This window comes from Streptomyces sp. NPDC059564 (assembly GCF_042735575.1).
Lineage (GTDB): Bacteria > Actinomycetota > Actinomycetes > Streptomycetales > Streptomycetaceae > Streptomyces.
Genome location: NZ_JBHWBP010000020.1, coordinates 1 through 18,709 on the forward strand (window position 1 = coordinate 1; position 18,709 = coordinate 18,709).

The window sequence follows — 18,709 nt, forward strand, 5'->3', positions numbered from 1 at the left end:
GTGACCGGCCGTACTTCTTTCGGGGAGGGCGTCAGGGGTGGAAACCTGCCCGGAACCGAAGCCCAGCGCCGGTGCTGTACGCGCACGGCCTGGGCGCCGCGTCATGGCAGTCGGCAGCTGTGGAAGCGGCCGGAATGGATGTGGCCGAAGGATGCGGGCAGCTGCGCGACGCCCTTGCCGGGAGGGACGGTCAGGCTGCGTCCCGTGTAGCCGGCCTTGTTGTACACGGTGACGCACCGGCCCCAGAGTACGCCCTTGACCCGCCAGGTGCCGGCGCCGTTCCACACCGACGCACCGTCGTTGAACCCGACGTAGGCGGTCGTCTCCGGATACCGCGGCATGTCCTGCGCCGCCAGGCTCACCACGCCCGTGTACGCGGGACCGGTCCATCCGCACACCCAGCCGGGTTCGCAGCGCTCGGAAGGGACGGCGGAGCCGCCGGACCCCGCCTGGGCCGCAGGGGTCAGGGCGAGAACGAGGCATGCGGCGCCCAGCAGGCCGGCCATACCCGTACGTCTCCACGCGCTCCGGCGGCAGGCCCGTCGGGTCACGGCTTCGGCGTGCGCGCTCACAGGATCACCGCCGTTCTCCGTCCCTGCGCCGGCCTGGTGAGGGACTCCGCAGGCTTCCATCGCACCTCCCATCCGTGTAGATCGCACCCCGGAGCGGCGGCGCACCGCCGGCATGGGCGAGCCACTGCCCGCGCAGCGGATTGGTCAGGAGCTGGGTGCCCTGCTGGTCGAGGGGGAAGACGGCCCCCGGGGCCTCAGCGCAGGGCGGCCGCGCCCCCGTGGACGGCACGCATGGCGCGGGCGACGGTCTCCTGGTTTTCGCCGACCGGAGCCACGTAGTCGACGACGTCGCGCGCCGCGTCCTCCCCGAGCGTTCGGGTGATCACCCACGTGGCGAGGTACTGGGACGCCAGGCAACCGCCCGCGGTGGCAATGTTGCCCTCGGCGTGGAACGGCGTGTCCAGCACGGTGACGTCGCAGGCTTCGACGAAGGGCCGGCTCATCCTGTCCGTGCAGGCCGGCATGCCGCCCAGCAACCCGAGCCGGGCGAGCACCAGTGCGCCGGAGCACTGCGCGCCGATCAGCTGTCGCGCAGGGTCGAGCGGCAGCCGGGAGATCAGCCGGTCGTCGGCGACCACGTCGCGCGTCTTCACCCCGCTGCCGATCAGCACGACGTCGGCTTCGGTCACGAACTCCATCGGGCGCTGCCCGGTCACCTCGACGCCGCTCATCGACGTGACCACCGGTGTCGGCGTCGTGATGAAGGCTTCCAAGCCGTCCTTGCGGCACCGGTTGATCATCGCTGAGGCGATGAAGCTGTCGAGCTCGTTGAACCCGTCGAAGGTGACCACGGCTACCCGCATCACAACTCCTTCATGCGCGGATGTGGATCTCGAGCCTGCCTGGCGCGGGGCCGCGGGTCGAGAGCCAATCAGCGGCAGGTGGCATGCCTACTGCCGCTCCGCGTACGGGCGTTACCGGGGCGCCGCGGATTCGGCGCCGTCGCGCGCGACTCGGCGCCGGACCTGGTCCTCCTGGGCGAGGCGCCGCAGCAGCTCGAACACCGGGGCGCAGATCGCGAAGACGATGACCGCCCGCTCGGCCAGAGCCACCGGGTCGTCGAGGCCGGCGGCGCGCTCCAGGTCCAGCCGGGCCACCGACTCGGCCAGCCTGGCGTAGGCGGCGAGCTCGCCCGGGGCGTACTGCGCGTCCAGTCTCTGCAGTTCCTTCAGTGCCGCCGTCAGGCCCTCCACGTGCGGTGACGTGCCGGGCGCCTGCCAGTCCAGGGCCGCGAGCAGGTCCGCCACCTCGGCCCCGGCGGTCGCGTCGGCCTCGGCTTCCTCCTCGTGGCCCGCGGCGCGCTGGGCCGCCACCGGCACCGGCAGGGCGTAGCTGATCGCTCCGAGGGCGCCCTCGGAGCTGTGGGCCTGGTCGACGGCGCCGAGCACGTCACGGGTGGCTGCGATGGACAGGCCGCCGAGCGTGGTCAGCGCCTTGATCAGCCGCAGCCGCTGCGCGTGCTCCTCCCCGTACTCGGCCAGGGTCGCGGCGGTCGCCCGCCCTGCGGGCAGCAGCCCCTCCCGCAGGAAGTACTTGATGCTGGCGACCGGCACGCCGGTCCGCCGGCTGAGCTCCGAGATCTTCATACGGCTTCCCTGCTGGTCGTGCGGTCCGGATCCGTCATCGGCGATTGGACACCACAACAAGATACTGCCACTATCCAGTACCTGGATACCTTAAGTATCCAGCTTAGGAACGCCGCCGCACCGGAGAATCGATGCCTCAACCCACGCCCCCCTCCGTGCTCCGCCGACCCCAGCTGTGGATCGGAACGGGCCTCATCGCCGCAGTGGTCTCGATGCTGTTCGCCCTGCTCTACGTGGGGGGCAACGTCAACCCCAGGGGCAACCTGCGCGACCTGCCCGTGGCCCTGGTCAACACCGACAGCGGCGCCGAGGCCAACGGCCACCGCGTCAACCTGGGCGAGCAGATCGTCTCGGGGATCCAGAAGGCCGCCAAGGGCGACAAGAGCATCGACTGGCAGGTCGTCAGCCGCGAGGAGGCCGACAAGCGGCTGGGCCGGGGCAAGGTCTTCGGCGCCCTCGTCATACCCAAGGACTTCTCCGCCACGGTGACCGGGCTCACCGCCCCGCAGCCCGCGCCCCAGGGCAAGGCCGCCCCGCCGACCCTGACCGTGCTGACCAACCAGGCCGCCGGCAGCATCGGCTCCTCGATGTCCTCCCAGGCCGCCCAGAAGGCCGCCCACGCCGCCTCCGCCCAGCTCGGCCAGGAACTCCTCAAGCAGGCCGGCGCCCAGAAGACCCCGCTCCCGACGGCCGCCCAGCTCAAGCTGGCCGACCCGGTGACCGTGAACGTCGCCGACGGGCACCCCCTCGGCTCCCGCAGCGCCATGGGCCTGAGCGCCTTCTACTACGCGCTGGTCCTGGTCGTCTGCGGCATGCTCGGCGCCAACGTGGTCAATTCCCAGGTCGACACCGCGCTCGGCTACCTGCACACCGATTTCGGCCCCTTCCGCAAGCGCGAACCCGTCCAGCACACCAGCCGGGTCCGCACGCTGGCCATCGGCATGGCGCTCATGCTCGGCCTGTCCCTGATCATGGGCACCCTGGTCGAGGTCGCCACGGTCGGCATCCTCGACATGGACGCCTCCCACCTCGGCCTGCTGTGGCTCTACTCGGTCGCCACCATCGCGGTCGTCGGCATCGGCAGCCTGGCCCTGTTCGCCGCCTTCGGCACCCCGGGCATGCTGCTGGCCACCATCGTGTTCGTCGCCATGGCCGTCCCCTCCTCCGGTGCCACCGTGCCCGTCCAGGCGCTGCCCGGGTTCTTCCGCGCCCTCGCCGAGTTCGAGCCGCTGCGCCAGATCACCGAGGGGCTGCGCTCCCTGCTCTACTACGGAGCCCAGGCCGACGCGGGCCTGACCCGGGCGTGGGCCTCGATGGGTGTCGCCCTGGTCGCCGCGCTGGCCTTCGGCTTCGCCGTCACCCGCCTCTACGACCGCAGGGGGCTGCACCGCATCCCCCACCCCGATGCCGAAACCGGGGCAGCGGTCCCCGGCGAGAACCCGGAGTCCCCGGAGTCCCCCGAAGCCGCGGCACCCGCCACGGCCTGAGACGGCCCCGGCCGGCCACCGGCCGGGTCCCGCCACAGCCCTGAGGCCCGCCACCCCGCCTGACCGACGATGCCGACACCGGCATCCGAAGCAGGGGTCGGCGGGCCTTTCGCGCTCTGCGCGGCAGCTTCTTCGTGCCGTCCTGTCACGTTCCCGCGTTCGCCGGTCCCGTCGAGGAGGATGCGGGCTGAGGATCCTTCCTCGCCCGAGCCCGGTCGCGGGACCATGCGCCGGCGCCGACCAGCAGGGCCGCCCCGGCTCCGTACAGGGGCAGCCACAGGGTCGTGGTGGCTGCCAGGCAGTCGGCGACGGCCTTCTCGCTCTGGGTGTTCTGCGCGTACGCCAGGGCGGCGATGTCGCGATCAGCCAGGTTTCCCAGCGCGGCCCTCGTCTGGATGGCCTCGTACCTGCCCAGCTCACGGCACCCGCTGCGCGTGCCCGACATGGGAAACAGCCAATCCCAGCGCTGGAGCATGGGGGCCAGTGCGATCGCCACGCACAGACCGACGACCAGCGCATACGCGACCAGGCTGCGCATGTACGCGGTCCGGATGCCGGGCGTCCATGCCGGCCGTCCCTGAAAGGCGACGATCACCGCGAGGAGCGTCACCCCGATGTACGTGGCGAACCACTGCCAGGAGCCCTGCGCGAGTGCGAACGTCAGCACGGCGGCGAGTCCGATGCCGACGACCCCGGCCTGACCCGCGGCGACCTGGCCCGCTCCGCCGGCCGCCGGCCTTCGGATTCCCTGAGAGCTGGGTTCGTTCACAGGCCTCTCCCCCGCACGGTCGGAGGCACCAGCATCCTCCGCGCGGCGCCGCGGGGCCCGGTGCCGTACGGGACGGGGACGGCGCGACACCCCAATGGCGCAGCCACCCGGTGCGGGCGCCGTCGGCAGAACACGTATGGGGCTTTCCGCTGATGGAATTCGGCATCCATGGTTCGGAAAGCACATTGTGTACAGCGGTGTTGACGGATTGGATTGCCAAGATCAAGACGATGTGGCACGCACGGCGTCCTCCACCGGCACGGAAGGAAGCGAATGGCATCCATGCTCGACGGCTGCACACCCTGGCCCGAGGAGTTTGTCGACCGCTACTGGGCGGCCGGGCACTGGCGTGGCAATACGCTGGACAACCTGCTGCGCGGCTGGGCCCTGCAGTACGGACCGCGGACCGCGCTCGTGCACGGCGCCACCCGCATCACGTACGCGGCCCTGAACCGGCGGGCGGACCGCATGGCCGCCGGATTCCGGCTGCGGGGCCTGCGGCCCGGGCAACGGGTCGTCGTCCAGCTGCCGAACGTTCCCGAGTTCGTCGTCACCGTGTTCGCGCTGATGCGCGCCGGCACCCTCCCCGTGTTCTGCCCGGTGTCGCACCGCGCGCCCGAGGTGTCGCACCTCGTGCAGGTCGCCCAGGCCGTGGGCTACGTCGGTCCCTCCACGTACCGGGGCTTCGACCACACGGCGATGGCCGCGGACATCGCGGCCCGGGGGCCCTTCCTGCGGCGGGTCTTCCCCCTAGAGGCGCCGGGCGACTCGTCCCCGTACGGCGGTTTCACGACCGATCCGGCGGGCTGCCACTACTTCCCGCTGGGCTCCGTCGACTCCCCGCCCGAGCGGCCGCTGGCGCAGCGCGCCGACCAGGTGGCGTTCTTCCTGCTCTCCGCCGGTACCGCCACGGCGCCCCCGCTCATCCCGCGCACCCACAACGACTACGCCTACCAGGCGCGGGCCGCCGCCGAGCTGGTGTCGCTCACCGAGAACGACGTGTACCTCGCCGCGCTGCCCGCCGAGTCCGACTTCGCCTTCGGCTGCCCCGGCATCGTCGGCACCCTTTCCGTCGGCGGCACCGTCGTACTGGTCGAGGACCCGGGACCCGCCGAGTGCCTTCCGGTCATCGGGCGGGAGCGGGTCACCATCACGTCGGTGGGGCCCGCCGTCGCCGAGCGCTGGCTCGACGCGCTTGCCACGGTCCAGGCCGACGTGAGCAGTCTGCGTCTCGTGCAGATCGGCGGCGCGCCCTTGCCCCGGGCGACTGCCGAGCGGATCGGCCCCGAACTGGGCTGTCGCCTGCAGCAGGTCCACGGAAGGGCCGAGGGGCTGCTCGCTCTCACCCGGCCCGCCGATCCGGACGAGACCGTGCTCGCCACGCAGGGCCGACCGCTCTCGCCCGACGACGAGATCCGCCTGGTCGACGCCGACGGCAAGGACGTGCCCGACGGGGAGCCCGGCGAACTCCTCGCCCGGGGTCCGTACACCCCGCGCGGCTACTACCGGGCGCCCGATCACGACGCACGCTCCTTCACCGCCGACGGCTACTTCCGCACCGGCGACCTCGCGCGGCGCACCCCGGACGGCAACCTGGTGGTGACCGGCCGCCTCGACGACGTCCCGCAGTGGGCCGACCGCGAAGATCCGTCCGCCTCGGACCTGCGACGACCGCGCCCGGATCGCGGGTGACATCGAGGTCGGAAAGAACTTCGGACGGGGATGTCGAGAATCCGTGGCCGGCTCCGTCTCTGTGGTGAACGCGGCCACAATGGGCGCACCAGTACCGAGGAGACACATCATGGCCAAGTACCTGCTGCTCAAGCACTACCGCGGGGCCCCGGCCGCGGCCAACGACGTGCCCATGGACCAGTGGACGCCGGAGGAGATCTCGGCCCACGTGCGGTACATGCGGGACTTCGCGGCCCGGCTCGAGGGAACCGGTGAGTTCGTCGACGGGCAGGCGCTCGCCCCCGAGGGCGCGTGGGTCCGGTACGACGGCGAGGGGCGCCCGCCGGTCACCGACGGACCGTTCGCCGAGACCAAGGACCTCATCGCCGGCTGGATGATCATCGACGTCGACGGCTACGAGCGCGCCGTCGAGCTGGCCGGAGAGCTGTCGGCCGCGCCCGGGGCGGGCGGGAAGCCGATCCACGAGTGGCTGGAGGTGCGCCCCTTCCTGGCCGCGCCGCCCACCATCTCCGACTGCCACTGAGGTGGACGAGGCCCTGCTCCGAAGCCTCACGCCGAGCGTGCTCGGGATCCTCGTCCGCCGCGGAGCCGACTTCGCGGCGGCCGAGGACGCCGTGCAGGACGCGCTGGTCGAGGCCGTCCGCGTCTGGCCGGCCGACCCTCCCCGGGACCCGAAGGGCTGGCTGGTCACCGTGGCCTGGCGCCGGTTCCTCGACGCGACCCGCGCGGACGCCTCCCGCCGCCGGCGGGAGGACCGCGTCGACGAGGAGCCGGCGCCCGGGCCCGCGCCGGCGCTGGACGACACGCTCCAGCTGTACTTCCTGTGCGCCCACCCGTCGCTGACGCCGTCGTCCGCGGTCGCGCTCACGCTGCGCGCCGTCGGCGGGCTGACCACCCGGCAGATCGCCCAGGCCTACCTGGTGCCCGAGGCGACCATGGCGCAGCGCATCAGCCGGGCCAAGCGCACCGTCTCCGGCGTGCGGTTCGACCAGCCGGGCGACGTCGTCACCGTCCTGCGCGTCCTCTACCTGGTCTTCAACGAGGGCTACTCCGGCGACGTCGACCTCGCCGCCGAAGCCATCCGGCTGACCCGGCAGCTCGCGGCCGCGATCGACCACCCCGAGGTGGCGGGGCTGCTCGCGCTCATGCTGCTCCACCACGCCCGGCGCGCCGCCCGGACCGCGCCCGACGGCAGCCTGGTGCCCCTCGCCGAACAGGACCGCAGCCGGTGGGACACCGGGTCGATCGCCGAGGGCGTCGTCGTTCTCCAGGCCGCCCTGGCCCGCGACCGGCTGGGCGAGTTCCAGGCCCAGGCCGCCATCGCGGCGCTCCACGGCGACGCGCGCACCGCCGAGGAGACCGACTGGGTGCAGATCGTCGAGTGGTACGACGAGCTCGTGCGGCTGACCGACAGCCCGGTCGTGCGGCTCAACCGCGCGGTGGCCGTCGGCGAGGCCGACGGACCGCGCGCCGGGCTGGCGGCGCTCGCGGCGCTGGACGAGTCACTGCCCCGCCACACCGCGGTGGCGGCGTACCTCCACGAGCGCGACGGCGACCTGGCGACGGCGGCACGGCTGTACGCCGAGGCGGCCCGAAAGGCACCCAACCTCGCCGAACGCGACCACCTGACGCGCCAGGCCGCCCGGCTCAACGCCCGTGGCCGTCGCTGACGGGTCCGCTGGAACAGCAGGTCGGGTCAGCAGCGGCGGGTCTGGTACGGCACGGGGGCGGGGGCCGGGTCGGGTGGTGTGGGGCACCGGCTCAAGGTGACGAGCAAGGTCAGCGCGATTCCGCCTGCCGCGACGAAGAGCGCGGTGCTGATCCCGTCGGCGGTCGCGACGCGGAGTCGTTCACCGGAGAGGCCGTCGAGGCCGGCGGTCGCCACGAGGACGAGGACGGCGAGGCCGACGGCCGCGCCCGCGCCTGAGCCGGTCGAGGCAATGCCCGAGGCGATGCCCTGTTGCCGGTCCGGGACTCCGGTGGCGGCGGCGATGAACATGGTGGTGAAGACCACCCCGTCGCCGACGCTGAGCGCCACGAGGCCGGGGATGAGTTCCGTGTACCCGCCGTCCGGCGAGATCGCCAGACCGAGCGCGACCGCACCGGCCGCGCCGACGGCGAGCGCTGTGGCCAACGTACGCCGGAGACCGAACCGCGTCACGAGCTGACCTGCGGTGGTCGAACCGGCCACCACCACTGCCGTGGGCAGGAGGAAGCCGGCGCCGGTCTGCAAGGCGTCGTAGCCCAGAACCTCCTGGAAGTAGAGGGACAGGAAGTACAGCACCGAGCCGAAGGTCGCCATGAACATGAAGGCGATGACCACTCCGGTGATCAGGTTGGGGTTGGAGAGCAGCCGGGGCGGCATGAGCGGGTCGGAGCTGCGCCGCTCGATGACGGCGAAGGCTCCGATCAGCAGGAGGCCCGCCGCGGCGCTCACCAGGATGCCCGGCGACAGCCAGCCCAGGCCGGGGCCCTGCACGAGGGCGAAGACGACGAGCGTGACACCGAGGGAGATGCTGAGCGCGCCGGGCAGGTCGAACGTGCGGCCCTTCTCGCGTTCACCGTCCCGGGGGACCACCACGAAGGCGAGCAGCAGCGCGGGGCCGGCCAGGGCGACGTTGACGAAGAAGACGGCCTCCCAGCCGAACGCCTGTGTCAGAAGGCCGCCGAGCAGCACACCGATGACGAGCCCGGCCGCGCCCGACCCTCCCCAGACTCCCAATGCGCGGTTGCGGGCGCGGCCTTCGGCGAAGGTGGTGTTGATGAGGGCCAGGGTGGTGGGGAAGACCAGGGCCCCGCCGAGGCCCTGGACCGCGCGGGCGGCGAGGAGCGTTCCGGGGCCGGTCGCGAGTCCTCCCGCGAACGCTGCCCCGGCGTAGAGCGCGAGGCCGGTGGCCAGGACACGGCGTCGTCCCAGCAGGTCCGCCGCCCGCCCGCCGAACAGCAGGAAGCCGGCCGAGGCCACCGCGTAGACGCTGATGACCGACTGAAGCGTCTGCGCCGAATAGCCGAGGTCGCGTGCGATGTCGGGGAGCGCCACGACGACGATGTACTGATCGAGCGAAACGATCAGCATGGCGAAGGACAGGAGTGCCAGAACCGCCGTCTCCCGGTTCCGGCCGAGGCCGCCGGATTCGGACGAAGCCTCTACGGGTCCCACCGGCAGCGCTCCTGATCGTCGGTCACGTTTCCCCAGACCCTATACAGCGCGCCCTCACCGAACCCGGCAACGAACCGCGCGCCCGCCTCGCCCTCGCGCGGCGGGGGCTTGCTTGACCACGCGCAGAGGCAGCTCTAAATTTAGAGAACTCTCCAAGTTACGGCGAAGGGGTGTGCGCGTATGCAGACGGCCGAAGGAGGACTGCGTGAGCGGCACAAGGCCCAGCGACGGTCGCGGATCCTCGAGGCGACGCGCGAACTCCTGCGGGACGGCCCGGAATCGGTGATCAGTACCGAGCGGATCGCCGAGCGGGCGGAAGTCGCCCCGGCCACCGTGTACAACCTGATCGGACCGCGCGACAAGATCTGGGAGGCGCTCGCCGCCGGGTTCATGGACGAACTCGAGCACCGGCTGGCGGCGCTGGGAGCCGGTGACCCGCGCGAGGTCGTCCGATCGACCGTCCGGCTGTTCGTGGGCGATCCGGTCGTGTCGCGTCGCATGGTGCGCGGGTGGGAGGAGAGCGGCCTCGTACTCGGCCGCAGTCCGCTCACCCAGCTCCGCCGGGCGATGGCGGACGTACGGGAACAAGGCCTCCTGCGCCCCGACATCGACACCGACGCGTTGGCCGCCGTCGTCGGCGCCTCGTGTGTGGGTGCGCTGCACCAGTGGGTCGCCGGCCTGATCGATGACGACCGGTTCCTCGCGCGTGCGCTGTTCGCGCTGGACGTCGTGCTCGCCGCGGCGGCCGCGGATCCCTACCGCGAGCAGCTGGTGGCGCCGCTGCGCGGCCGGGGCGCGGTATGACGGCCGACGCGCTGCCGCGACCGCGAAGCTTCCTGGGCCACGGCGGGATCCGGCTCGCGGCGGACGAGTGGGGCGAGGCGTCCTCGCCGCCTCTGGTCCTGCTGCACGGCGGCGGCCAGACGCGCCACGCCTGGGCTCGGACCGGCCCTCGGCTGGCCACGCTGGGGTGGCGGGTCATCGCTCCCGACCTGCGTGGGCACGGCACCAGCGCATGGTCGGCGGATGGTGACTACGCCCTCGACCTGTTCGCCGAGGACGTCCGGGCGCTCGTCTGCGAACTCGGCGACTCGCCGGCGCTCATCGGTGCCTCGCTCGGAGGCCTGAGTTCGCTGCTCGCCGCCGGAGAGGCGCCCGAGGCGGCGATTCGCGCTCTGGTGCTCGTCGACGTCGCCCATCGACCGGATCCCCGCGGGTTTCGCCGGATCGTCGCGTTCATGCGCCGCCATCCGGACGGATTCGCCGGCGTGGAGGAGGCCGCCGCGGCGGTGTCCGCCTCCGGCCGCCCGTCGCACCGTCCGCGTCCGTACGACCCCGAGGGGATACGGAACAACCTGCGGCGCCACGGCGATCGCTGGGTCTGGCACTGGGACCCCCGGATGCTGGACGGCTTCGAGGGCCGGATGGACCCGCCCGGCATGGCGGAGCGTCTCCTCGACGCCGCGCGCCACGCCGACGTGCCGATCCTGCTCGTCCGCGGCGGGATCAGCGACGTGGTGCGCGAGGACACCGCCGAGCAGTTCTGCGACCAGGTGCCCAAGGCGCGGCGCATCGAGGTGGCCGGCGCGGGGCACATGGTGGCCGGCGACCGGAACGAGCACTTCATCGATGCGGTCGTCCCGTTCCTGAACGGGCTCAAGTGACCCTGTGGCTACCCGCCGCAGCTGGCGAAAGCCTCTCCGGAGCCGCCGCCGCCCCGGTCCATGGGCTCCCTCGGCGGCCGGGTCAGCAGCCCGCTCTCCGCGGTGAACCGAGGGAGCTGCTCACGTAGCGCCGTCGCTCCGAACAGCGCGACGCTCAGCAACAGTTCGGCCGGTGCCCGCTCGCTCGCCTGCCGGACCCGGGCGTGCTCGCGGCGGAGCCGGTGCAGGAGTACGTCTCCGTGCCGGGTACGCCGGGGCCGCATCCACAGCAGCAGGGCGAAGCCGTCCGCGAGGAATACGAGGTACGTGGGGTACGGCCCCGGCCCGGTCGCCAGACCGGCGAGGGCCGCGAGGGGAGGCGCGGCCAACACCGTCAGCAACACCGCCCTGACCGCGAACAGCCGTCTACGGGACAGCAGCAGGCCCTCCCGCTCCAGCTGGTGGGACACCGCCTCCGTGGCCTGCTGTACGCGCTCGAAGCGCCGCAGCCGGCCCGGGTGCCGCTTCACGTGGAGCACGCCGTACTGCGCCCTGGCCAGCTCGGAACGTCCCCGCGACGGCGCGCCTTCCTGGCGTCGGACCGTACGCTGCCAGGTCGCCTCCACCGAGCCGGCCAGGTAGAGCTCCACCAGCGCGGTCTGTCCTGCGCCCCGTTCGCCCCCGCGCAGCATGCCCATCTCCACGGGTGACAGCGGGCGCGGCGCCTGCCCGCGCGCCGATGGCCGCCGCCCGGGCCACAAACGCATCGCGGAGGCCACGAGCAACAGCGGCCAGGCCGCCGCCGCAAGCGCGTTCACGGCGCCGGGCACTGCGGGCCGAGGTGCGGGCACTCCATACCCTCGTACGTCACCGGTACACCCCCAACGCCCCTGCGGCCGTCAGCCGGAGGGGCACAGATCCGACAGGGGCATCGTAGGGGCGTCCGAACATACGCGTCACCGGAACCGTGGTGGGACCGGTCGGCGGCCGAGCGGGAAGGGGCGGCGGCGGGGGTTCGGGCGGGCGGCGCCCTTGGCTAGTCTGCACGGGTGACCATCGAACTGAGCCTGCTGCCGCGTGTCGCCCATCGCGGCCAGGAGGTCACCGCGCCCCGGCTGCGCGGACTCCTCGCGCTGCTCGCGGGTGACGTGCGCACGGGCTGCAGCACCGAGCGGCTGGTGGCGGGGCTGTGGCCGGACGAGTTGCCGGAGCGGCCGGGAAAGGCGCTGCAGGTCCTCGTGTCCAGGGCGCGGGCGCAGCTGGGCGCCGACGTCATCGCCAGCACGCCGGCCGGGTACCGGCTCGCCCTCGCCGAGGATCAGGTCGACAGTTCCGCCCTGCTGCTGCACGCCGCCGCGAGCGCGGACCGGGCCAGGGCCGGGGACCACGCCGGTTCGCTGGCTTCGGCCGAGGCGGGACTCGCGCTGTGGGAGGGCACCCCTGACGGGGCCGACGACCCCGTGGCCGCGTTGCGCGCCGAGCGCGCCCCGGTCCGCGGCACGCTCGTACGCGCCCAGGGGCTCGCGCTCGCCCGGCTGGGGCGGCGCGCGGAGGCGGCCGGGCCGCTGGCCGCGGCCGCCGCGGAGCATCCGCGCGACGAGGAGGTGCTCGCCGAGCTGTTGCGCGGCGAGGCGGCGACGGCGGGCCCGTCCGCCGCGCTGACGCGGTACGAGGCGTACCGCCGTGAGCTGCGGGAGTCGCTCGGCACGGACCCGGGCGCCGGGCTCAAGGCCGTACAGCAGGAGCTGCTGCGCGGCGAGGCGCCCGTGGTCAGGCACGGCGTGCCGCACGAGCCGAACCCGCTCCTCGGCCGGGACGAGGACATCGCGGCGGTGCGGGGGCTGCTGCGCGCCTCCCGCGCCGTCACCGTCGTCGGCCCCGGCGGCCTCGGCAAGACCCGGCTCGCGCACGCCGTCAGCCGCCGGGCCGAGCAGCGCGTGGTGTACTTCGTGCCGCTCGCCGGGGTCACCGCGGGCACGGACGAGGACGTGGCCGCGGAAGTGGCCTCCGCGCTCGGAGCCGGCGAGGGGCGGCCCGCCGCCATCAGCGGCGTCACCTCGGCCGACCCGGTGTCCGGCATCCTCGGCGTGCTCGGCTCCGGGCCCGCTCTGCTGGTCCTCGACAACTGCGAGCAGGTCGTCGGGGGCGCGGCCGACCTCGTACGGGCCCTGGTCTCGTCCTCGAAGGACCTGCGGGTGCTCGCCACCAGCCGGGCCCCGCTCGGCCTGACCTCGGAGGCGGTGTACGCGCTGCCGGAGCTCGCCCTCGACACCTCGGTCGAGCTGTTCACGCAGCGGGCCCGGGCCGCCCGGCCCGGCGTCGAGCTGCCCCCGGACGCGGTGGCCGAACTGTGCCGCCACCTCGACGGGCTGCCGCTCGCCGTGGAGTTGGCCGCGGCGCGGGTGCGGGTCCTGTCGGTGCCGGAGATCGCCCGCCGCCTCGGCGACCGGTTCGCGCTGCTGCGCGGAGGGGTGCGCGACGTACCGGAGCGGCACCGCACGCTGCACGCGGTCGTGGAGTGGAGCTGGAACCTGCTCCCGCCGGACGCCAGGGCGGCGCTGCGCATGCTGTCCGTCTTCCCCGGCGGCTTCTGCGGCGAAGCGGCGGAGCGGGTCCTCGGCGAGGACGGGCTGTTCCTGCTGGAACAGCTGGCCGGCCAGTCGCTGCTCACCGTCGCCGACACCCCGGCCGGTGTGCGGTTCGGGATGCTGGAGACCGTACGGGAGTTCAGCGCGGCCCGGCGGGCGGAGGCGGGCGAGGACGAGGAGGCCGTCGCCCGGTTCCTCGCCTGGGCACGGCACTTCGGGGTCGCGCACCACGACGTGCTCTTCGGCTCGCAGCCGCGGACCACCTGGGAGCGGATCAAGGCCGAGCAGGACAACCTCGTACTGGCCCTGCGGCACGCCCTGGACCGTACGGACGGGCCCACCGTCGCCGCCCTCACGGCCGTACTCGCCGCTCTGTGGTCCACCGACTCCAACTACCCCCGCCTCGCGGCCCTCGCCGCGGACACCGGCCCGACGCTGTCGCACTACCACCCCGGACCCGAATGCGTCGAAGTCGCCCGCGCCGCAGCGCTGTTGGTCACGGCGAACCTGCTCATGGGCTCCGGCCTGCGTGCCCTGCGCCAGCTCGTCACCCTGCGGCGGCTGCCCCCGGCTCCGCCGGACACGCTGCTGCGGGCCACCGCGGTGGTGCTGAGCGCGCTCCCCGAGATGCTGCCTCCCGACTACGCCGTACTGCGGGAGCTCTGCGACAGGGACGGCGACCAGCCGCTGGTCGCCGGTCTCGCCGAGTGCGTCGCCACGTACGTCTGGGAGTACGAGCACGACGTCGACCGCGCGCTCGCCTCGGCCCGCCGGATGGTCGCCGCGCTGGCTCCGGTCGACAATCCGTCCATGCGGCTCATGGGGCATTCCCGGCTGGGTGAACTGTGCTTGCGGATGGGGCGGGGCGAGGAGGCGTACGAGCACCTCAGGGCGGCGCTCGAGGTGGTGCCGCGGCTCGCCGACGGGCACGACTACATCGGCATCCGCACGTCGCTGCTCCACGCCAGCCTGCAGCGCGGCGACCCCGACGAGGCCGAGTACTGGGCGCGGCAGGCGGAGGGCGACGACACCCGGCAGCAGGAGTCCTTCTACGGCCCCGACTTCGGCGGGCGCGCCGAGATCGCGCTCGCCCGCGGACTGACGGAGGTCGGGCTCCGCCTGTGGCGCGGCACCGTGGCGCGGCTGCCCGGGGCCGACGCGCCGCACGGCGGCGACCCCTGGCTCGACCCGTGGGCGCTGCAGCTCCAGTCGGCGGCGGTGACGGCGCACGCGCACGCCGGCCGTCTCGAACTGGTCGCGGAGTCGGTCGACCGGCTGCGGCAGCGGCTGCGGACCCTGCTCACCGGTCCGGACCGCTCGCCCATGGAGCTCCCCGTGCTGGGGACGGTGCTGCACGCCCTCGGTATGGCGGGGCTCGCGTCCGGCGACGCCTCCGGGGTACGGATGATCGCGCTGGCCGAACGGCTGCCGGTACTGCGCGAGTTCCAGCCGACGATGTCGGCGGAACGGGCTCGCGAGGCGGCCGAGGACGCCGACAGGACGGCCTACCGCGACGCGGTGTCGGAGTACGCCGCCCTGGAGCGGAACGGGCTGCGGGAGGCAGCCCGCGCGCTCACTTCGGGTCTCGGTTGAACAACGACATCGACCAGCGGTAGCCGAGCAGGGTCAGGCCGACGCACCAGACGATCGCGATCCACCAGTTGTTGCCGATCTCGGTGCCGAGCAGCAGGCCGCGCAGGGTCTCGATGGCCGGCGTGAAGGGCTGGTACTCGGCGATCGGCTGGAACCAGCCCGGCATCGTGTCCGCCGGGATGAAGGCGCTCGAGATGAGCGGCAGGAGGATCAGTGGCATGGCCATGTTGCTGGCCGCCTCGGCGTTCGGGCTGGCCATGCCCATCCCGACCGCGATCCAGGTGAGCGCGAGGGAGAACAGCGCGAGCATCCCGAACGCCGCCAGCCACTCCAGGGCCGTGGCGTCCGTGGACCGGAAGCCGATGGCCACGGCGACGGCGCCGACGAGGACGAGGCTGGCGAGCACCTGCAGCACACTTCCGACGACGTGCCCGATGATCACGGAGCCGCGGTGGATCGCCATCGTACGGAAGCGGGCGATGAGGCCCTCGGCCATGTCGGTGGAGACGGACACGGCGGCCCCGATCACGGTGCTGCCGATGGTCATCATCAGGATGCCCGGGACGATGTAGGCGATGTACTCGGAACGGTCGGCGCCGCCGCCACCGATGCCCGCGCTCATCACGTCGCCGAAGATGTAGACGAAGAGCAGCAGCAGCATGATCGGCGTGAGCAGCAGGTTCAGGGTGAGGGACGGGTAGCGCCGCGCGTGCAGGAGGTTGCGGCGCAGCATCGTGTTCGAGTTGCGTACGGCGAGGGACAGGGCGCTCATCGGACGTTCCCCTTCGGCTGGTTGGGCACGGCGGTTCCGCTGGTCAGGGCGAAGAAGACGTCGTCGAGGTCGGGGGTGTGCACGGTCAGCTCGTCCGCCTCGATGCCGGCCGAGTCCAGCCAGTCGAGGATGGAGCGCAGCTCGCGCTGGCTGCCGCCGCTGGGGATCTGCAGCGACAGCGCCTCGTCGTCCCGGGTGACCTCGCGCAGGGTGACGGCGGCGAACTGGTACGCGGTCGGGTCGGTGAACCGCAGCCGCACGTGCCCGCCCGGGATGAGCCGCTTCAGCTCGTCGGCGGTCCCCTCGGCGGCGATCCTGCCGTCGTTCAGCACCGCGATGCGGTCGGCGAGCTGGTCGGCTTCCTCCAGGTACTGGGTGGTGAGGAAGACGGTGACGCCGCCGGAGACGAGGCCGCGGATGATGTTCCACATGGTGTGGCGGCTGCGCGGGTCGAGGCCGGTGGTCGGTTCGTCGAGGAAGATGATCCGCGGGTTGCCGACCAGCGTCATGGCGATGTCGAGGCGCCGCTTCATGCCGCCGGAGTAGGTGGAGACGGGCTTCTTCGCGGCCTCCACCAGGTCGAAGCGCTCGAGGAGTCCGGCGGCGGTACGGCGGCCCTCGCCGCGGGAGAGCTGGTGCAGGTCGGCCATGAGGAGCATGTTCTCCTCGCCGGTGATCAGGCCGTCGACGGCGGAGAACTGGCCGGTGACGCCGATCACGGCGCGTACGGACTGCGGGTCGGTGGCCAGGTCGTGGCCGCCGACGCGCAGGTGGCCGGCGTCGGCGGTGATGAGGGTGGAGAGGATCTTGACGGCGGTGGTCTTGCCGGCGCCGTTGGGGCCGAGGAGGGAGAAGACGGTGCCGGACGGCACCGCCAGGTCGATGCCGTCGAGGACCGTTTTGTCCCCGTAGGCCTTGCGGAGCCCCTTGGCCGCGATGGCGGGAGAGTGCGAAGTCGTTGTCGTCATGCCGCAGAGCGTGCGGCAGGGCGCGTTCAGCGCGGTTTCACGATGGTTTCAGCGCCCTGGAACCGGGGTTGCCCCGGGGTCGCTCTGCCGTTGAGGCGTCCCTGGTCAGGGGGTGACCGGGTGAGCGGCCAGGAACCGGGCCAGGGCTTCGGCGACCGGTCGGGGCTGCTCGATGTGGAGCAGGTGGCCCACGCCGTCGATGACGCACTCCTCGACGTCCGGCACGGTCGCGCGGAGGAAGGCGGCCACCTCGACCCACAGCGGCAGGGTGCGGCTTCCGAGCACGGACAGCACCGGTTGGCGGATCGCCGCGGCGTCGTCGGGGCCGAACGGCCACTCGGCCAGGCCGGGGAGTTCGACCCCGAAGAACGTGTCCGCGTCCTTGACCGCCTGCTCGACGCTGCCCGGCATGCGCTCCTCGAGCAGGGTCCGGCAGCGCTCCCAGTCCATTCCGCCGACGAGGGACAGGAACAGCGCGAGGGCGTGTTCGGGCTCCCCGCCGGCGTACGCCTCGAACGCCGGCGCCGCCTGGGCGAAGAAGGCCTCGCCCGCGGGCACGGACAGCAGGGCGAGCTCCAGCAGGGCGACCGTGGCGATGCGGTCGGGGTGGTCCTGGGCGAGCTGGGCGGCGACTGCCGCGCCGCTCGAGTGCCCGGCCACGTGAACGCGGTCGATCCCTAGGTGGTCGAGCAGCGCGAGGGCATCGGCGGCGTGCGTGGTGACGGGGACCGGCCCGGGGGTGTGGGTGCTGCCGCTCCAGCCCCGCTTGTGGTAGCGGATGAGCCGGTGGTCCCGGTTGAGTGCCGGCTCGGCGACGAGCGGGACGAAGCTGTCGGCGAGGACGGGGCTGATCAGCAGGACCGGCTCCCCGGCACCGCGGATCTCGTATTCCAGTTCGATTCCGTTGATCGTGGCGGTGTCCATGATGTCCTCCATGGCCATTGTGGCTCACCATGGAGGCGTCCGCGCGGCCGCTACGGCCGGCGGGCGGCGGTCAGGCCGAGGCGGTCCAGGCCGTCGTCAGCCCGTCCAGCCACGCGGGCGGCAGCTCCGCGGCGTTCCACTCCGCACGCAGCTCCTGCGGCGCGGCGACGAGCCGCTCCAGTACGGCGATGCTCGTGGCGGAGTGGACGAGCGAATAGCGGCCGTGCACCGTGATGGCGCTGCCCGGTCCGAACTCCGCGAACAGCCGCTCCAGCCGGGCCCGGTGGGCCGTGGCGAACCCGGTCAGCCGACCGGCGTACCCGGCCCGCTGGCGAGGGCTCATCGTTCCGAGGACGGCGGCGAGGACCTCCTCGGTCACCTCCGGATCCAGCTCCGAGACCACGGTGAACGACAGGTACAGCGGCGTGAGCGCCACCCGCGCCCGCTCCACCTCCATGCGCCCGGCCCGCGGATGCTCTCCGGCGGGGCCCGGCTGCCCGTCCGGGCCCACGACCCGCAGGAGGGTCCGCTCGGCGACGGTGCCGAGCTCCTCCAGCAGGTCCCCGGCACCGTCGAGCCAGCCCGACTCGTACTCCTCGCCCTTGTCCCCCGGCGCGCTGCGTCCGCCGCCGCTCAGCTCCTCGTGCGCGAGAGCCAGCGCACCCGCCTCCACGAGCCCGATCAGTTCCAGCGCGTCATCGGAAGGGACCCCCGCCCGGGCGAGGAGTTGCAGCAGCGTCGTCCTCGCGTTGTCGACACTGACCTCGTCCGGCCACTGCCGTCCCTCGTCGGCCGTGCTCAACGGACCCTCCTCATCGCTCAGGTAGTGCGGTGTCTGCGACCCACGTCACGGTATCCTCCCCCGCGACCGGCGCGGGCCAGGCAGCAGGCGGGAACCCCGGCGCGGCCGCCGTCCACCGCGCACCAATGGGCGAAGGCACCTCTCGCGCACAGG

The 18,709-nt window shown here is 73.1% G+C and carries 17 protein-coding genes; 7 read left to right on the plus strand and 10 right to left on the minus strand.

The features are described from left to right. Window positions 1-101: 101 nt before the first annotated feature. From ACFV0Q_RS06555 to ACFV0Q_RS06565, 3 genes are all read right to left on the minus strand, one after another. Window positions 102-506, minus strand: a complete 405-nt coding sequence (locus tag ACFV0Q_RS06555; RefSeq protein WP_385001393.1) for a peptidase inhibitor family I36 protein — start codon at window positions 504-506, stop codon at window positions 102-104. A gap of 260 nt (window positions 507-766) precedes the next feature. Next, window positions 767-1,375: a DJ-1/PfpI family protein gene (locus ACFV0Q_RS06560; RefSeq protein ID WP_385001396.1), complete on the minus strand. Its 609-nt coding sequence runs from the start codon at window positions 1,373-1,375 to the stop codon at window positions 767-769. Between the two features lie 111 nt (window positions 1,376-1,486). Beyond that, window positions 1,487-2,158, minus strand: coding sequence for a MerR family transcriptional regulator (locus ACFV0Q_RS06565; RefSeq protein WP_385001399.1), 672 nt, complete (start codon window positions 2,156-2,158; stop codon window positions 1,487-1,489). A 131-nt stretch (window positions 2,159-2,289) separates the two neighbouring features. Here ACFV0Q_RS06565 and ACFV0Q_RS06570 point away from each other — a divergent pair, with 131 nt between their 5' ends. Next, the gene (locus ACFV0Q_RS06570; RefSeq protein WP_385001402.1) at window positions 2,290-3,645 is read left to right on the plus strand and encodes a YhgE/Pip domain-containing protein; all 1,356 of its coding nucleotides are present in this window, start codon (window positions 2,290-2,292) and stop codon (window positions 3,643-3,645) included. Window positions 3,646-3,790: 145 nt separating this feature from the next. On the opposite strand, the gene ACFV0Q_RS06575 is transcribed toward ACFV0Q_RS06570, so the two are convergent. Next, a complete protein-coding gene (locus tag ACFV0Q_RS06575) occupies window positions 3,791-4,414 on the minus strand; it encodes a hypothetical protein (RefSeq protein WP_385001405.1) in 624 nt (207 codons plus the stop codon). 273 nt (window positions 4,415-4,687) lie between these two features. Between ACFV0Q_RS06575 and ACFV0Q_RS06580 the strand changes: the two genes are divergently transcribed. From ACFV0Q_RS06580 to ACFV0Q_RS06590, 3 genes are all read left to right on the plus strand, one after another. Continuing rightward, the gene (locus ACFV0Q_RS06580) at window positions 4,688-6,106 is read left to right on the plus strand and encodes a (2,3-dihydroxybenzoyl)adenylate synthase (RefSeq protein ID WP_385001408.1); all 1,419 of its coding nucleotides are present in this window, start codon (window positions 4,688-4,690) and stop codon (window positions 6,104-6,106) included. Window positions 6,107-6,215: 109 nt separating this feature from the next. Beyond that, on the plus strand, window positions 6,216-6,629 hold the full coding sequence (locus tag ACFV0Q_RS06585) for a YciI family protein (protein WP_385001411.1): 414 nt from the start codon (window positions 6,216-6,218) through the stop codon (window positions 6,627-6,629). Window position 6,630: 1 nt separating this feature from the next. After that, entirely contained in the window at window positions 6,631-7,776 is a 1,146-nt protein-coding gene (locus ACFV0Q_RS06590; RefSeq protein WP_385001414.1) for an RNA polymerase sigma factor, read from the plus strand. Between the two features lie 26 nt (window positions 7,777-7,802). Here ACFV0Q_RS06590 and ACFV0Q_RS06595 read toward each other — a convergent pair whose 3' ends face one another. Then, window positions 7,803-9,266, minus strand: coding sequence for an MFS transporter (locus ACFV0Q_RS06595; protein WP_385001417.1), 1,464 nt, complete (start codon window positions 9,264-9,266; stop codon window positions 7,803-7,805). 180 nt (window positions 9,267-9,446) lie between these two features. On the opposite strand from ACFV0Q_RS06595, the gene ACFV0Q_RS06600 reads away from it, so the two are divergent. Together ACFV0Q_RS06600 and ACFV0Q_RS06605 are read left to right on the plus strand one after the other, a co-directional pair. Next, a complete protein-coding gene (locus ACFV0Q_RS06600) occupies window positions 9,447-10,070 on the plus strand; it encodes a TetR/AcrR family transcriptional regulator (RefSeq protein ID WP_385001419.1) in 624 nt (207 codons plus the stop codon). Further along, window positions 10,067-10,930 (plus strand): alpha/beta fold hydrolase, encoded by an 864-nt coding sequence (locus tag ACFV0Q_RS06605; RefSeq protein ID WP_385001422.1) that lies wholly within the window; start codon window positions 10,067-10,069, stop codon window positions 10,928-10,930. Before ACFV0Q_RS06600 ends, ACFV0Q_RS06605 begins: the two co-directional genes overlap by 4 nt. A gap of 8 nt (window positions 10,931-10,938) precedes the next feature. On the opposite strand, the gene ACFV0Q_RS06610 is transcribed toward ACFV0Q_RS06605, so the two are convergent. After that, window positions 10,939-11,760, minus strand: coding sequence for a TIGR04222 domain-containing membrane protein (locus tag ACFV0Q_RS06610; protein WP_385001425.1), 822 nt, complete (start codon window positions 11,758-11,760; stop codon window positions 10,939-10,941). Window positions 11,761-11,958: 198 nt separating this feature from the next. Between ACFV0Q_RS06610 and ACFV0Q_RS06615 the strand changes: the two genes are divergently transcribed. Continuing rightward, on the plus strand, window positions 11,959-15,090 hold the full coding sequence (locus tag ACFV0Q_RS06615) for an ATP-binding protein (protein WP_385001428.1): 3,132 nt from the start codon (window positions 11,959-11,961) through the stop codon (window positions 15,088-15,090). Here ACFV0Q_RS06615 and ACFV0Q_RS06620 read toward each other — a convergent pair. The 4 genes from ACFV0Q_RS06620 to ACFV0Q_RS06635 form a co-directional block, all read right to left on the minus strand. Then, window positions 15,071-15,862, minus strand: coding sequence for an ABC transporter permease (locus tag ACFV0Q_RS06620; RefSeq protein ID WP_385001431.1), 792 nt, complete (start codon window positions 15,860-15,862; stop codon window positions 15,071-15,073). The two genes, ACFV0Q_RS06615 and ACFV0Q_RS06620, sit on opposite strands and share 20 nt — an antisense overlap. Beyond that, window positions 15,859-16,830, minus strand: a complete 972-nt coding sequence (locus tag ACFV0Q_RS06625; RefSeq protein WP_385001434.1) for an ATP-binding cassette domain-containing protein — start codon at window positions 16,828-16,830, stop codon at window positions 15,859-15,861. The genes ACFV0Q_RS06620 and ACFV0Q_RS06625 overlap by 4 nt, the downstream gene beginning before the upstream one ends. A gap of 105 nt (window positions 16,831-16,935) precedes the next feature. After that, a complete protein-coding gene (locus tag ACFV0Q_RS06630; RefSeq protein WP_385001437.1) occupies window positions 16,936-17,754 on the minus strand; it encodes an alpha/beta fold hydrolase in 819 nt (272 codons plus the stop codon). Between the two features lie 70 nt (window positions 17,755-17,824). Then, window positions 17,825-18,556, minus strand: a complete 732-nt coding sequence (locus ACFV0Q_RS06635; RefSeq protein ID WP_385001440.1) for a hypothetical protein — start codon at window positions 18,554-18,556, stop codon at window positions 17,825-17,827. Between the last annotated feature and the right edge of the window lie 153 nt (window positions 18,557-18,709).

Excerpts from the sequence above, each read along its gene's own strand:
- ACFV0Q_RS06555 (WP_385001393.1), bottom strand. The coding sequence starts at position 506 with ATGGCCGGCCTGCTGGGCGCCGCATGCCTCGTTCTCGCCCTGACCCCT.
- ACFV0Q_RS06560 (WP_385001396.1), bottom strand. The coding sequence starts at position 1,375 with ATGCGGGTAGCCGTGGTCACCTTCGACGGGTTCAACGAGCTCGACAGC.
- ACFV0Q_RS06565 (WP_385001399.1), bottom strand. The coding sequence starts at position 2,158 with ATGAAGATCTCGGAGCTCAGCCGGCGGACCGGCGTGCCGGTCGCCAGC.
- ACFV0Q_RS06570 (WP_385001402.1), top strand. The coding sequence starts at position 2,290 with ATGCCTCAACCCACGCCCCCCTCCGTGCTCCGCCGACCCCAGCTGTGG.
- ACFV0Q_RS06580 (WP_385001408.1), top strand. The coding sequence starts at position 4,688 with ATGGCATCCATGCTCGACGGCTGCACACCCTGGCCCGAGGAGTTTGTC.
- ACFV0Q_RS06585 (WP_385001411.1), top strand. The coding sequence starts at position 6,216 with ATGGCCAAGTACCTGCTGCTCAAGCACTACCGCGGGGCCCCGGCCGCG.
- ACFV0Q_RS06600 (WP_385001419.1), top strand. The coding sequence starts at position 9,447 with ATGCAGACGGCCGAAGGAGGACTGCGTGAGCGGCACAAGGCCCAGCGA.
- ACFV0Q_RS06605 (WP_385001422.1), top strand. The coding sequence starts at position 10,067 with ATGACGGCCGACGCGCTGCCGCGACCGCGAAGCTTCCTGGGCCACGGC.
- ACFV0Q_RS06620 (WP_385001431.1), bottom strand. The coding sequence starts at position 15,862 with ATGAGCGCCCTGTCCCTCGCCGTACGCAACTCGAACACGATGCTGCGC.
- ACFV0Q_RS06625 (WP_385001434.1), bottom strand. The coding sequence starts at position 16,830 with ATGACGACAACGACTTCGCACTCTCCCGCCATCGCGGCCAAGGGGCTC.
- ACFV0Q_RS06630 (WP_385001437.1), bottom strand. The coding sequence starts at position 17,754 with ATGGACACCGCCACGATCAACGGAATCGAACTGGAATACGAGATCCGC.